Source organism: Pseudomonas sp. CGJS7 (assembly GCF_036961695.1).
Window position 1 is genome coordinate 1 of record NZ_JBAMDI010000198.1, and the last position, 14,031, is coordinate 14,031.

Below are 14,031 nucleotides of genomic sequence, written 5' to 3' on the forward strand. Positions count from 1 at the left end.
TCGATGCGGTGCTGCACCGCGGCCGTTCGCTCAAGGCCGAACTCGCCGCGGCCTTGCCCGCGCTGGCCGATCCGCGCGATCGCGCCCTGGTCGAAGCGATTTGTTTCGCGGTGCTGCGTCAGCCGCTGCGCTTCGAAGCGGCGTTGACCGCCTGGATGCCGCGCCCGCCGGGCAAGCGCGACGGCGAATTGCGCGCCTTGCTGTATGTCGGCCTGGCCCAGCTCGATCCGCTGCAACTGCCGGCGCATGCCGCGCTGGATGCGACGGTGGAAGCGGTGCGCCTGCTCGGCCATCCGCACCAGGCCGGATTGGTCAACGCCCTGCTGCGCCGCGCCCAGCGCGACGGCCTGCCGGCGGTGGACCCGCGCCATTCGCATTGGCCCAGTTGGCTGCGCGGGCAACTGCGCAAGGACTGGCCCGAACACTACGAGGCGATTGTCGCCCACAGCGCCACGCCGCCGCCGATGTGGCTGCGGGTCAACCGCGCGCGGATCGGCCGTGAGGAGTATCTGGCCGCGCTGAGCGCCGCAGGCATCGAAGCCTTCGCGCCGGCCGCGCCGGCGGAGGCGCTGCGTTTGGACACGCCGCTGGCGGTGGCCGCGTTGCCCGGATTCGCCGAGGGCGAAGTCTCGGTACAGGACTTGTCCGCGCAACGCGTCGCCGACGCATTGGCGCCGGCGCGCGGCGCGCGCGTGCTCGATGCCTGCGCCGCCCCGGGCGGCAAGAGCGCGCATTTGCTCGAACGCGACCCGAGCCTGCGCCTGACCGCGCTGGATATCGACGCCGCGCGCCTGCAGCGGGTGCGCGCGACCCTGCAGCGCGCCGGCTTCGACGGCCAAGCGGATCTGCACGCCGCCGACGCGGCCGAGCTGGACGCCTGGTGGGACGGCGAGCCCTTCGATGCGGTGCTGCTGGACGCGCCGTGTTCGGCCACCGGCATCGTCCGTCGCCAGCCCGACGTGGTGCTGCACCGGCGCGAATCCGACATCGCCGCGCTGACAACGCTGCAGGCCCGGCTGTTGGACGCGCTGTGGCGGACGCTGGCCCCGGGCGGGGTGCTGCTGTATGCGACCTGTTCGATCCTGCGCGCGGAAAACGACGCACAGATCCGCGCGTTCCTGGCCCGCACCGCCGACGCGCGGGTCGAGCCGCTGGACGCCGGATACGGCCACGATTGCCAGGTCGGTCGCCAGAACTTGCCCGGCGAGGGCGGCGGCGACGGTTTCTTCTACGCGCGCCTGCGCCGGATCGCTTGATCCGGCCGATTGTCGCTGCCCGGCCCGGCGAGCCGGGCGCCCGCTGCGCCCATGCGGTGGTTTTCCCCTCTGCATGCGCTCGAACCGGCTGAGTATCATTTCGCCCATGTTCACTCGCGCCTCGCCCGCTCGCCTGCCGCTCCCGGATCGCCGCCGGGCCGCTGGCGCGCCGGCGCCGCAAACCCCGGCCCGCCGGACGATCGCGTCGGCGTTTGCGGTCTCGCCGCTGGCGGCCGCGTGGGCAGAGCGGGCATCCTGGGGTTCGGCGCCCGGGAGGCGGGCGGCGCAGTCCGGTTCAGGGCGCGGCGGCGATGCTGTCCGACCCGACCGGCGCGCGATGTCCGTTCGCGCCGCCATTCGCCGAACATGAACACGATCGCCGGTTTTCGACCTCAGACCGATTGAAGATTCCGATCCGACTCGTGCCCCATCCCACCGCCAAGGTATCCATGTCCGGTTCGTTCTTCGCCGTTCCCGCCGCGTACCAAGGCGAGCCGCCGCGCCAGCGGCATGCCCGCCGGGTCCTGGAAATCGGCTTGTTCTGTTTGCCGGCGCTGTTGATTTCCACGCCCTGGGGGCTCAATCCGTTCACCGCGTTCGCGCTGATCGCCCTGGCGATGACGCCTGGGCGGATCGCGCAGGCGTGGCGGGAGATCGGCGGCGAGCTGCGCTGGTTGCTGGCGATGGTTGCGCTGGTCGCGGTGGTGGTGCTGTTCTCCAGGTTTTATTTCGAGGTGCGCTGGCGCGAGGTCGACAGCCGCCTGCGTTTGCTGACGCTGCCGTTGTTCGCGCTGATGGTCTACGCCTACCGGCCGTCGCGGCGCTGGCTGTGGGCCGGCGCGCTGGTGGGGCTGGCCGGCGCGTTCGCCGCGGCGCTGTATCAGGTCGGCGTCGGGGTGGAGCGGGCGTTCGGCTGGACCGCCAACGCCATCGTGTTCGCCAACGCCTTGATCGCGTTGATCGTGGTGGCGGTGTTCACCCGCCCGCCCGGGGAATTGCTGTGGACCACCCTGGCGTGCGGGCTCGGCGTGGCCGCGATCGGCTTGAGCGGCAGCCGCGGGGTCTGGCCGGGGCTGGCGATCGTGTTGCTGGTCGGCTTGGCGGTCAGCGGCGGACGCGCGCGCAAATTGTCGTGGACGGTGCTGGCGGCGTTGGCGATCGGGCTGGTGGTGAGCTGGTGGGTGAGCCCGTTGGCGCAACACATGCGCATCCAGGAACTGGTCTCGGACATGGGCCGGGTGCAGCAGGGCAACGACCACGAGTCCTCGCTGGGCGCGCGCATGACCTTGCTGGAACTGGCCGGCGAAACGTTCGTCGCCCACCCGGTCACCGGCGTCGGCATCGGCAGCTTCGAACAAGTGGTGCGGGCCACGCCGCAATGCGCGCCGCCGGCGCCGCGGATCGGTTTCTGCCGGCTCGCCCACGCCCACAGCGACGTGTTCGAATGGGCCGCGACCATGGGCGTGCCGGGGCTGATCGCGATCCTGGGCATCTACCTGGTGCCGCTGGCGTTGTTCGCGCGGCGACTGCGCGCGGTGACCGGCAGCGTTTCGCGCAGCACCGCCCTGGCCGGATTGGTGTTGGTGCTGGTGTACATCGTCTGCGGGCTGACCCAGTCGATGTTCGCCCATCAGCTGATCGCGTCGTTCTACGCGGTGATGATCGGCGTGCTGTACGGCTTCAGCTTGCGCGAGGCGCGCGAGCAAAACGCGGCGCCGGCTTGAGCCGCGAAAGCCTAGAAAACCGCGAAAGCCTCGAAGCCTCGAAAACCGCGCAACCCGCAAACAAACCCGCGCACCCCACACCCGTCATTCCGGCGAAAGCCGGAACCCATTTTGATCTTTGCTGTTGGCATCCAGCGCGGAGCCGTTCGCCGGCGATAACTCATCCACCCGGCTCCCACGCCCCATTACCTACCGCGGCGGCGCAGACTCCTCCCGCTCCGGCTCCTGCCGCACCGGCGTAGTCACCGGCTGCCCCTGCTGCAGCATCCACAGCATGATGGTCTTCTGCCGCACGTAATTGGCGCGCACATAGGCATAGACCAGCCCATGCCAGCCGTCGCGAAAGCCCGCGCGCAACACATAGCCGCGCCAGAAGCGCCAAGCCGGCGCCAGGATCAGCTTGGCCAGGGTCGCGCGCTTGCCCCGGGCGTGGTCGTACTCGGCCATCATCCGCGCATAGCGTTCGGTCTTGGACAACTGCTGTTCCAGCGAGCGATACGGGTAATGGATCAGATCGCCGGGCAGGGTCACGACCGGGCCGTCGACGCTGGCGGCTTCGTGCACTTCGCGCTTGCCGCGCCAGCCGCCGCGGCGGCGGTCGAACAGGCGCAGCACCCGGTCGGGATAGGCGTTGCCGTGGCGCAGAAAACGGCCGAAATAATCCGACAGACGCGCGAACCGATAACCGGCCGCATCGGCGAAGCCGCGATCGCGCGCGGCCTCGATCGCCGCGCGCAATTCGTCGCTGACCCGCTCATCGGCGTCCAGGCACAGCACCCAGTCGTGCCCGGCTTGCTCGATCGCGTACTGCTTCTGGCTGCGGAAACCGTCGAACCGCCGTTGCAGCACCCGCGCGCCGGCGCCCTGGGCGATGGTCACGGTGGCGTCGCTGGAGTGGGAGTCGACCACCAGGATCTCATCGCAGAATGCCAGCGAGCGCAGGCAATCGCCGATCCGGTCGGCTTCGTTGAAGGCGATGATGCAGGCCGAGAGGCGGGGACGCTCGGCGGTCGGCGGGGGCGTGTCGATGGCGGCGGTCCGGGGGGCGGGCGAGGAGTGAGTGTAGAGGAGTGAGGAGTGAGCAAGGGCAAACCCTGATTCGCCTTTGCTCACTCCTCACTCCTCACTCCTCTACACTCCTTGCTCCGCCGCATAATCACGCCCATGTCCGATTTCCTGCTTTTCGCGACCGAACGCTACGCGCTGCCGATCCTGCAGCCGTTGGCGCAGGCGTTGCACGCGGCCGGGCATGTCGCCCACGCCTGGTTCGCCGACGGCGCCGCGGCGTCGCGCCTGCCCGCGCCGGTGCGCATGCTCGAACCGGGCAAGGCCGGTTTGCGCGCGGCGGTGGCGTTGAAGCCGCGCGCGGTGTTCAGCGCCGCCAACTGGGTGCCGACCTTCGTCGCCGGCGCCAAGGTGCAGCTGTTCCATGGCTTCAACGTGGAGAAGCGCGAAGACGCGCGCGGCCATTTCCGCGTGCGTGGCTTGTTCGACCTGTATTGCACCCAGGGCCCGGCGACCACCGCGCCGTTCCGCGAGCTGGCCGAGCGGGCCGGGCATTTCGCCGTGGTCGAAACCGGCTGGCCCAAGCTCGATCCGCTGTTTCAGGGCGACGACGCCGGCGCCGCCAAGTGGCGCCGGTTGGCCGGCCGCCGGCCGACGGTGTTGTTCGCCTCGACCTTCACCGAACGGCTGAGCGCGGCGCCGCATCTGTTCGAATCGATCCGCGCCCAGGTCGCCGAAGGCGAGCGCTACTGGCTGCTGACCCTGCACCCCAAGTGCGCGCCGGAGCTGTTCGATCGCTACCGCTCCCTGGCCGGGCCCAACGCCACCTTCGTGGAAACCGAAGACCTGATCGCCGCCCAGCGCGCGGCCGATGTGCTGGTCGCCGACACCACTTCGGTGGTCTCCGAGTTCGTGGTCCAGCGCAAGCCGGTGGTGACCTTCCGCAACCGCGCGCCCAAGCCGCACATGCTCGACTTCGACGATCCGGCGCGGCTGAACGAACAGCTCGAACAGGCGTTCGCGCCGAGCCCGGAACTGCAGGCGGCGATCGACGCCTACGCCGACGCGATCCATCCCTATCGCGACGGCCGCTCTTCGGAACGGGTGATCGCCGCCACCGAAGACCTGCTCGCCGGCCGCCTGGGCCGTTTGCGCAAACGCCCGTTCAGCGCGTTGTTGCGCGGGCTGCAGATCCGCAAGGATCTGGGTTACTGGGGTCCGACCGGCTGATCCGGATCGCCGCCGCCGCGTTCAGGGCCGCTGCTGGCGTTGCAGCAGCCACAGCCGGATGGTTTTCTGGCGCGCGGTGTAGGCGGTGACGTAGGCGTAGATCAGCCCCGGCCAGCCGTCGAGAAACCCGCCGCGCAGCACGTAGCCGCGCCAGAACCGCCAGGCCGGCGACAGCACCAGCCGGCCCAGCGAAGCGCGTTGCCCGCGCGCGTAGGCGTGTTCGGCCATCATCTGCGCGTACTGCCGGCCTTTGCCGAGCTGATGTTCGAACGAGCGGAACGGCCGATGCAGCAGGTCGCCCGGCAAGGTCTTCACCGCACCGTCGACGCTGGCGGTCTCGTGGATTTCGCGGTCGCCGCGCCAGCCGCCGCGGCGGCGGTCGAACAGGCGCAGCTTGCGGTCCGGATACGCGTTGCCGTGGCGCAGGTAACGGCCGAAATACTCCGACAGCCGGGCGAAGCGGAAACCCGCGGCGCCGGCGAAGCCGCGCTCGCGTTCGGCCTGGATCGCCGCGCGCAGGGTCGCATCGACGCGTTCGTCGGCGTCCAGGCACAGCACCCAGTCGTGGCGCGCCTGTTCGACCGCGAATTGTTTCTGGCTGCGGAAGCCGTCGAAGGTCCGTACTATGACCCGCGCGCCCATGCGCTCGGCGATCTGCCGGGTCTGGTCGGTGGAATGCGAATCCACCACCACGATCTCATCGCAGAACGCGAGCGAGGCCAGGCAGTCGCCGATGCGGTCGGCTTCGTTGAAAGCGATGACCGTGGCCGACACTGTGACGCGTGAGGTATCTTGCGATGAACTGGAGCGGTCCGGTAACTGCATCGTCGTATTGGGCCGTTAGCGTGATCGCGCCGCGACAGGGGAGGCGCCGCGCGCAGGGTTGCGCGACGTCGTTGCGGCTTGATGTCCGTCATGGGGGATCGTGGTCATGAAAGCACCGCTCGCCGCGAGCGTGATATTCACAACTTACAACCAACCGGCGTGGTTGGAGAAGGTGTTGCTGGGTTTCGCCGCGCAGAACCGGCGCGATTTCGAGATCCTGGTCGCCGACGACGGCAGCGCCGAAGCCACCCGCGACACCATCGAGCGCCTGCGTCCGAGCGTGCCGATGCCGCTGCGCCATCTGTGGCAGCCCGACCAGGGCTTCCGCAAGTGCGAGGCGCTGAACATGGCGATCCGCGCCAGCTACGGCGACTATCTGATCTTCACCGACGGCGACTGCATCCCGCGCGCGGACTTCGTCGACACCCATCTGCGTCTGCGCGAACCCGGCCGGTTCTTGTCCGGCGGTTATCACAAGCTGCCGATGCGCACGAGCCTGAGCATCGGCGCCGAAGAGATCGCCGACGGGCGCTGCTTCGACGTGCAGTGGCTGCGCCGGCACGGTATGCAGGCCTCGCGCCGCGATCTCAAGCTCAGCGCGGGGCCGCGGCTGGGCTGGTGGCTGGATCTGCTGAGCCCGGCGCGGGCGAGCTGGAACGGCCACGGCGCCTCGGGCTGGAAGCGCGACATCCTCGCGGTCAACGGCTTCGACGAACGCATGCGTTACGGCGGGCAGGATCGCGAGTTCGGCGAGCGCCTGGAAAACGCTGGCGTGCGCGGCAAGCGCATTCGCCATCGCGCCAGCGTCGTGCATCTGGATCATCCGCGCGGTTACGCCACCGCCGAAAGCATCGCTTTCAACCGGCGTCTGCGCGCGCAGACCCGGATCGAGCGGCGTACCTGGACCGAGTTCGGCATCGATCAGCAACCCGCTGCGGCGATGCCGCCGTTGGTGTTGGCGGCTTCGCCGATGCCGGTGGGTTGAGGGTTGCTGGTTGGCTCGGCGGTGGCTGGGGCGATGAGAGCAAGATCAAAATGGATTCCGGCTTTCGCCGGAATGACGGTGTTGGGGCGCGCGCGGGGTTTGGTTGGCGGCGCTTGAGGGTGCCGCGCATTCACCAGCGCAGCGGGCGCTTGGCCAAAGATGCCGACAAGCGCTGGTAGATCCTTCGCGCTTCCTGCTCGGGCAGGAAACGGATACGCAGCGCCGGGCCGAGCGCGCCGGCGCCGGCGGTGTCCAGCCACAAGGTCGCGGTGCCGCAGCGGCGGTCGATCGGCGAGCGGGTGATCTGCAAGGCCTGCAGCTTGTCCAGTTCGGCGAAGCGCCAGTAACGCCGCCACCAGCCTTCGCGGGTGGCGATCAGTTCCGCGCCCAGGGCGTAGCCGATGCGTCGCGCGTGCCGCTGCGCCTTGAACGCCGCCCACGGCAGCCACAGCAGCGCCAGCAGGCTCCAGGCGCCCAAGTGCCAATGCAGCGCGAACGCCGCCAGCAGGGTCCACGGCACGTCCGGCAGGAACAGCCGCCACCACGCCGCCTTGGGCAGCGCGCGCCACTCCAATGCATCCCAGCCGGCGCGCGGCAGCAGGTGATCGATCAGGCCGTCGCAAGTCGCCGGCGGCGCGATCGGCGCCAGTTCCTTGAGCGCGCGGCCTTCCTCATCGCCGTCGCCGCCGACCGTGTCCACCGCCAGGCGGCGGCGTTTGAGCAGGCGATGCAGCACGCCTTCTTCCACGGTCCAGGCCTGGATGCGCCGGCGCGGCACGGTGGTGCGCCAGCGCCCGAGCAAGCCGCGCTCGGCGGTCAGCCGGCGGCCTTGTTCGCTGAGTTCGAAACCGTAGTAGCGCAGCAGCGCCAGGATCATCGACAGGCTCTTCAGCGCGACCGCGACCAGGACGATCGCCGCCACCGCCAGCATCGCGTAGCCGGCGGCCTCCAGGTGATAACCCTCGACCCGTCCGAACAACCAGCGCACGCCGTGGCGCAGCGCCCGGGTGGGCACGCGGCCGTTGAAGTCCGGAACCATCTGCAACACCGCGGCCACGCCGGCGCCGACCAGCACCAGGCCGCCGTTGGACACCAGTCCCAGCCGCAGCACTTCGGCCGGCGATAGCCGCAGCAGCGAGTCGACCGGCTCTTCGACCGCGTCGGCCGGGGTTTCGCCGCGCCGGCGCACCAACGTTTCCAGCGCCAGCGCGTCGCTCAGCTTGAGCACCCGCATCTGCGCCTCGTGTTCCTTGCTGCCGGCCGACTCCAGCCGCACCTCGGCCACGCCGAACATCCGGTGCAACACGGTCTGCTGCACCGCCACGTTCTGGATCCGCACGAACGGAATCACCCGCAGGCTGCGGGTGAACAGTCCGCTGCGGATCACCAGGCCGTTGGCGCCGATGCCGTAGCGGTAGGTCGCATAGCGCCACAGCGCCAGCAGCGCCAGCACCGCCACGCCGATCAGCGACCACAGTTCGTTGCGGTCGCCGCGGCCGAGGAACACCAAGGCCAGCAACGGCAGGATGAATTGCTTGAGCTGCTGGATCAGCACGAACAACCACGACATCGGATGCAGGCGCCGGTCGGCCGTCGGTTCGGCCTGGCTCGGCGCGGTCGGGCGCTCGAACTCGGACGCGCTCATCGGTCCTCGTCTTCGTGATCGAGCTGGCGGCCCAGCCGCTCGCGCAGGCGCTGGGCGTCGTCGGCGTCGAGGTGGTCGATCGCCACCGCGTTGTGGCGGGTGCCCGCGGTGTGCACCACCAGCGTCGCCAGGCGGCGCATGCGCTGCAGCGGGCCGTGCTTGAGGTCCAGGTGCTGGACCCGGGTCAGCGGGACCAGGGTCTCGCGCTGCCAGGCCACGCCGCGGCGCACCGCGAAGCCGTGCTCATCCAGCCGCCACAAGGTGTTGCGGTAACGGCGGAAGCCGATCCACATGCCGATGCCGGCGCCGAACAGCGCGCCGCTCACGCCGCTGGCCAGGGCCACGAACTTGCCGACCCACAGCACCCCGACGATGGTCGCGGCGATGGCGAACACCAGCGCCAGGCCCAGGCTGATGTCGATGGTGCACAACGGGATCGCCCGCGCCGGCAGCCGTTGCCAGTCGCCGTTGCCCGTCTCGGCCTCATCGGCTTGCTCGGGTTCCGGTTCGGGCTGCGGGGTTTGCTGCGGTTGCACGGTCGCCGGCGGTGCCGACGCATCGGCGGCCGGTTCGGGTGCGGTGGGATCTACGGGCGGGATCTGCGTCATCGTGCGGGCGGAACCAAGGGCGTGGGGCAGTGTAGCCGCGTGGGCCGCGACTGAACTGCGGTGCGTGTGTAACCGCTGCGCCGCCCGCGACTCAGCGCCGATCGGTTTCGATCGAACGGTACGGGTTGTCGTTGCCGTCGCCCGACGGCCGCAGGGTGTAGCGCTTGTAGGTCCACTGGTACTGGGCCGGATCGCGCCGCGCGATCCGCTCGACCGCGGCGTTGAGCGCGGTGCAGGCGCGGCGCGGATCGGGATCGGCGATGCCCTCGGGCGCGGCTTCGATGCGCAGCGCGAAGCCGGGTTCGCCGTCGTGGCTGTCGATCCGCTCGCAGTAGGCGAACAACACCGTCGCGCCGGTGCGTTCGGCCAGCCGCCCGAGCAGGGTCATGGTCAGCGCGGGCACGCCGAAGAACGGGGCGAACTCGCCGTCGCCGGCCTTGGGTTGCTGGTCGGGCAGGATGCCGACCACGCCGCCGGCATTGAGGCGTTTCCACAACTGGCGCACGGCGGCGCCCTCGGCGCGCACCTGGGTCACCCGCTCGGCGTCGGAATCGGCCCGGACCAGGTTCAAGAACGCCTCGCCGACCGGCGAATCCGGCGGCCGGTACAGGATCGCCAGCGGCGTGCGCCAGGCCAGCCACTGGTTGAGCAGCTCCCAGTTGCCGTAATGCGGCGCGGCCACGATCAGGCCCTTGCCCGCGGCCAGGGCCGCGTCGAACAGCTCGGTCCCGTGCTGCTCCTTGAGCAGGCGCAGATTTTGCGCATGCGGGCGGGTCCACAGGCGCAGGGTTTCCACCGCCTGGCGGGCGGTGGTGCGGACGATCGCCCGCTGCCATTGCTCGCGTTCGGCCGGCAGCAGTTCGGGGTAGGCCAGGCTCAGATTGACCCGCGCCACCCGCGCCTCGCGGCCGTCGCGGCGCTGCCAGACCGCGGCGATGGCGTCGCCCAGCCGGCGCTGCCAGGCGTCGGGCAGGCGGCCGATCAATCCGGCGAAAAAGTACAGCAGGCGGGCGGCGAATCGGGTCATCCGCGCAGTGTAGCCGCTGCGTATCGGCCGCCGTCGCGACCGCTTTGGCCGGTTCGATGACCTTGCCCCGCGTAGCCGGCGCGATGCAGGCAGTACACTGGCGTTTCCCTCCCAATCGACGGCCGCCGCGCATGCTCAGCCTGATCCAGCGCGTGACCCAGGCCAGCGTCAGCGTCGACGGCGAGGTGGTCGGCGCGATCGGCCCCGGCCTGTTGGCCCTGGTGGGGGTTGAACCCGGCGACGGCGAGCCCCAAATCGCGCGCATGGCCGAACGGCTGCTCGGATACCGTGTATTTGCCGATGAGGCCGGACGCATGAACCGCGGCCTGGCCGATACCGGCGGCGGGCTGCTGTTGGTCAGCCAGTTCACCCTGGCGGCCGACACCAGCAGCGGCATGCGTCCGGGCTTCAGTACGGCGGCCGCGCCGGCGCTGGCTGAACCGATATTCAACCGTTTGGTCGAAACTTGCCGGCAGCGTCATGCCGGAGGGCTGGAAACCGGCCGGTTCGGCGCCCATATGGTCGTCAGCCTGGTCAACGACGGCCCGGTCACCTTCCTGCTCCGGTCCTGATCCGGCCGCAGCCCGCCGGGTAGTCCCGGCCGGGCCGCCCGGACCTGATATACTGGAACGTTCCCTACCCTCATTAGCGCGGTGGCGCAGCCCATGGCCAACGAACGTCAGCCCCCTCCGTCCGATATCAAGCTCCTGATCAGCAAGGGCTTGGAGCAGGGCTACCTGACCTATGCCGAGGTCAACGATCACCTGCCCGACGATCTGGTCGACGCCGAACAGATCGAAGACATCATCGGCATGATCAACGGCATGGGCATCGAAGTGCACGAAGTTGCGCCCGATGCCGAAACGCTGCTGCTCGCCGACGGCAACACCGGTAACCGCGAAGTCGACGACACCGCCGCTGAAGAAGCCGCGGCGGCGTTGACCGCACTCGACGGCGAAGGCGGCCGAACCACCGACCCGGTGCGCATGTACATGCGCGAAATGGGCACGGTGGAGCTGCTGACCCGCGAAGGCGAAATCGCCATCGCCAAGCGCATCGAAGAAGGCCTGAATCAGGTCCAGGCTTCGCTGGCGCTGTTCCCGGCGACGATCCAGTCGATCCTGGACGATTACGAGACCCACAAGGCCGGCAAGAAGCGCCTGGCCGAGATCGTGGTCGGCTTCAACGATCACCTCGACGAAGAACCCGAACCGCCGGCGCCGCCGGTGGTCGCCTCCGACGACGCCGAAGCCGACGAAGACGAAGACGTCGAAGCCGCCGGCGACGATGCCGACGCCGAGGAAACCACGTCCGGTCCGGATCCGGTCGAAGTGGCTACGCGGATGGAAGCCATCGCCGACCTGCACGGCAAGTTCCTCAAGGCCGTGGCCAAGAACGGCGCCGGCCACAAGACCGTGACCAAGCTGCGCGAAGACATCGCCGCGGTGTTCGTCACCCTGAAGCTGCCGCTGGCCCTGACCGACACGCTGATGCGCAACCTGCGCGAGGTGGTCGGCTCGATCAAGGACCACGAGCGCAAGATCCTGGACCTGGCCACCCGCGTGGCCAAGATGCCGCGCAAGGACTTCATCCGCGCCTGGGAAGGCAACCAGACCAATCTGGAGTGGGTGGACGAACTGCTCAAGCGCAAGCAGAAGTGGTCCTCGGGCCTGCGCGACGTCAAGGATCAGATCATCGCCGAGCAACAGGCGACCATCGAGATCGAACAAGCCTCGCTGCTGACCCTGACCGACATCAAGGAAATCAGCCGCGCGATGGCCTACGGCGAAGCCAAGGCGCGCAAGGCCAAGAAGGAAATGGTCGAGGCCAACCTGCGCCTGGTCATCTCCATCGCCAAGAAGTACACCAACCGCGGTCTGCAGTTCCTGGATCTGATCCAGGAAGGCAACATCGGTTTGATGAAGGCGGTCGACAAGTTCGAATTCCGCCGCGGCTTCAAGTTCTCGACCTATGCCACCTGGTGGATCCGTCAGGCCATCACCCGTTCGATCGCCGATCAGGCCCGCACCATCCGTATCCCGGTGCACATGATCGAAACGATCAACAAGCTCAACCGCATCTCGCGCCAGATGCTCCAGCAGTACGGCCGCGAGGCCACGCCGGAAGAGCTGGCCAAAGAGATGGACATGCCCGAGGACAAGATCCGCAAGGTCATGAAGATCGCCAAGGAGCCCATCTCGATGGAGACTCCGATCGGCGACGACGAAGACTCGCACCTGGGCGACTTCATCGAGGACACCAACGTGGAGTCCCCGGTGGAAGCGACCACCAACATCAACCTGTCCGAGACGGTCCGCGACGTGCTCGCCGGCCTGACTCCGCGCGAGGCCAAGGTGTTGCGCATGCGTTTCGGCATCGACATGAACACCGATCACACGCTGGAAGAAGTCGGCAAGCAGTTCGACGTCACCCGCGAGCGGATCCGTCAGATCGAAGCCAAGGCGCTGCGCAAGCTGCGTCATCCGAGCCGGTCGGAGCAGCTGCGCAGCTTCCTCGATATCGATTGATGTCGTTGGGCATGCAAAGTAGGTAAGAAACAGGCCCCGGAAACGGGGCCTGTTTCGTTTCTGCGTTTGCGCTACGCTCATGACGGAATTCCGGCGGCCTCGCTCGGTTGCCGAGATGGCGCAAACGGCCGGTCGCCTCACGGAGGATGCATGCAGACGTTGGAGTCGTCGTACTGCGTATCAACGAGCCCGGTCGTACCGGTTATCGACCGTGCGCTCGACCCGACGCGGCGCTGGTTCGGCATCAAGGCGATCCTGGCCGCCAGCATGGCGGCGCCGCTGGTCGGCGGCTTATTGATGATCGCGCTGAACTTTCTCGCACAACAGCGCCGGATGCTCGCGGCAACCATGGCCGCGCTTGCCGTGTTGGTGTGCGGGCCGTTGGTATGGGTGGTCGGCTACACCGTGTTGGTCTTTGGCTATCAACACTCGACCGCGAGCGTGGCAGCGAGCCTGCTTCTGCTGGCTTTGGCGCCGCCGTTGGTCGTTTGGGGGCCAGCGTACTTCGCCCAGGGGCCGGAAATATCGGCTCGGCTCAAGTCGGGGTTGCCCATGCGTTCGCGCTTGGATTGGATGGTCGTAGTCGGCGCCGGGTGGGCGGTGCTCGCTCTGTCTTTAGTGCTGCTTATCGCGACGTTGCGCGTTCTGCGATTGAACGGCGGTTGATACGAGCGTTCGCATCATGTCTGATGTTGGACGTCGGTGCCGCGCGTTTCACGACCGATACGGACGATGCAGAGGTTCGATGGCTATGGGTGCACAACGCTTGCCTCCAAGGCCTGATACGCCTAGGCCATCGCTCGACCCGAAGCGGCCGCTGTTCGATCTGTCCGCCATCGCCGTGGCCTGCCTCATCGGCAGCATGATCGCGGGCGTGTGGTTGATCTCGATGAACTACGTCGCCCTGCGTCGGCTCGGTGCCGCATGGGCAATGCGACTGGTGGTTGTGCCGCCGCTGGCATACGCGGCGATCCACTCATTCGGATACGCGGTTAATGCGCACGGCGCCGCGCTGGCGATCGCGGCGCTGATTTACTTTGCGATCCTGCCGGCGGCCGCGTACTTGATCGGCGATTGGATGCAGGGCGCGGCGATCCGTGCGCGCGCCGCGGCCGGATTGCCGGCGCGGCCGCTGTGGCAGGCGGCGATGGTGGCGCTGGCCTTCGTGGTGCTGGCTGCGGCGTTGCCGTTGATCTTG

The 14,031-nt window shown here is 68.7% G+C and carries 13 protein-coding genes; 8 read left to right on the plus strand and 5 right to left on the minus strand.

Annotation, left to right across the window (positions count from 1 at the left end):
• Positions 1-8 precede the first annotated feature (8 nt).
• Together rsmB and V7787_RS49830 are read left to right on the plus strand one after the other, a co-directional pair.
• On the plus strand, positions 9-1,256 hold the full coding sequence (gene rsmB, locus V7787_RS49825; protein ID WP_442965376.1) for a 16S rRNA (cytosine(967)-C(5))-methyltransferase RsmB: 1,248 nt from the start codon (positions 9-11) through the stop codon (positions 1,254-1,256).
• Between the two features lie 422 nt (positions 1,257-1,678).
• Positions 1,679-2,980: an O-antigen ligase family protein gene (locus V7787_RS49830; RefSeq protein ID WP_336094971.1), complete on the plus strand. Its 1,302-nt coding sequence runs from the start codon at positions 1,679-1,681 to the stop codon at positions 2,978-2,980.
• 189 nt (positions 2,981-3,169) lie between these two features.
• Here V7787_RS49830 and V7787_RS49835 read toward each other — a convergent pair whose 3' ends face one another.
• Positions 3,170-4,093 (minus strand): glycosyltransferase family 2 protein, encoded by a 924-nt coding sequence (locus V7787_RS49835; protein WP_336094972.1) that lies wholly within the window; start codon positions 4,091-4,093, stop codon positions 3,170-3,172.
• A 51-nt stretch (positions 4,094-4,144) separates the two neighbouring features.
• On the opposite strand from V7787_RS49835, the gene V7787_RS49840 reads away from it, so the two are divergent.
• The gene (locus V7787_RS49840; protein WP_336094973.1) at positions 4,145-5,215 is read left to right on the plus strand and encodes a CDP-glycerol glycerophosphotransferase family protein; all 1,071 of its coding nucleotides are present in this window, start codon (positions 4,145-4,147) and stop codon (positions 5,213-5,215) included.
• 21 nt (positions 5,216-5,236) lie between these two features.
• Here V7787_RS49840 and V7787_RS49845 read toward each other — a convergent pair whose 3' ends face one another.
• Entirely contained in the window at positions 5,237-5,989 is a 753-nt protein-coding gene (locus tag V7787_RS49845; RefSeq protein WP_336094974.1) for a glycosyltransferase family 2 protein, read from the minus strand.
• A gap of 157 nt (positions 5,990-6,146) precedes the next feature.
• Here V7787_RS49845 and V7787_RS49850 point away from each other — a divergent pair, with 157 nt between their 5' ends.
• Entirely contained in the window at positions 6,147-7,025 is an 879-nt protein-coding gene (locus V7787_RS49850; RefSeq protein WP_336094975.1) for a glycosyltransferase family 2 protein, read from the plus strand.
• A 130-nt stretch (positions 7,026-7,155) separates the two neighbouring features.
• Here V7787_RS49850 and V7787_RS49855 read toward each other — a convergent pair whose 3' ends face one another.
• From V7787_RS49855 to V7787_RS49865, 3 genes are all read right to left on the minus strand, one after another.
• A complete protein-coding gene (locus V7787_RS49855; RefSeq protein ID WP_336094976.1) occupies positions 7,156-8,670 on the minus strand; it encodes a PH domain-containing protein in 1,515 nt (504 codons plus the stop codon).
• Positions 8,667-9,278, minus strand: a complete 612-nt coding sequence (locus V7787_RS49860) for a PH domain-containing protein (RefSeq protein ID WP_336094977.1) — start codon at positions 9,276-9,278, stop codon at positions 8,667-8,669. The genes V7787_RS49855 and V7787_RS49860 overlap by 4 nt, the downstream gene beginning before the upstream one ends.
• A gap of 91 nt (positions 9,279-9,369) precedes the next feature.
• Positions 9,370-10,305: a lauroyl acyltransferase gene (locus tag V7787_RS49865; protein WP_336094978.1), complete on the minus strand. Its 936-nt coding sequence runs from the start codon at positions 10,303-10,305 to the stop codon at positions 9,370-9,372.
• Positions 10,306-10,436: 131 nt separating this feature from the next.
• On the opposite strand from V7787_RS49865, the gene dtd reads away from it, so the two are divergent.
• The 4 genes from dtd to V7787_RS49885 all read left to right on the plus strand — a co-directional run.
• Complete coding sequence (gene dtd, locus V7787_RS49870) at positions 10,437-10,877, plus strand: D-aminoacyl-tRNA deacylase (protein ID WP_336094979.1); 441 nt, start codon at positions 10,437-10,439, stop codon at positions 10,875-10,877.
• A 93-nt stretch (positions 10,878-10,970) separates the two neighbouring features.
• Entirely contained in the window at positions 10,971-12,833 is a 1,863-nt protein-coding gene (gene rpoD / locus V7787_RS49875; RefSeq protein ID WP_336094980.1) for an RNA polymerase sigma factor RpoD, read from the plus strand.
• 150 nt (positions 12,834-12,983) lie between these two features.
• On the plus strand, positions 12,984-13,499 hold the full coding sequence (locus V7787_RS49880) for a hypothetical protein (protein ID WP_336094981.1): 516 nt from the start codon (positions 12,984-12,986) through the stop codon (positions 13,497-13,499).
• An 85-nt stretch (positions 13,500-13,584) separates the two neighbouring features.
• A partial coding sequence (locus V7787_RS49885) for a hypothetical protein (RefSeq protein WP_336094982.1) occupies positions 13,585-14,031 on the plus strand: 447 nt, incomplete at its 3' end.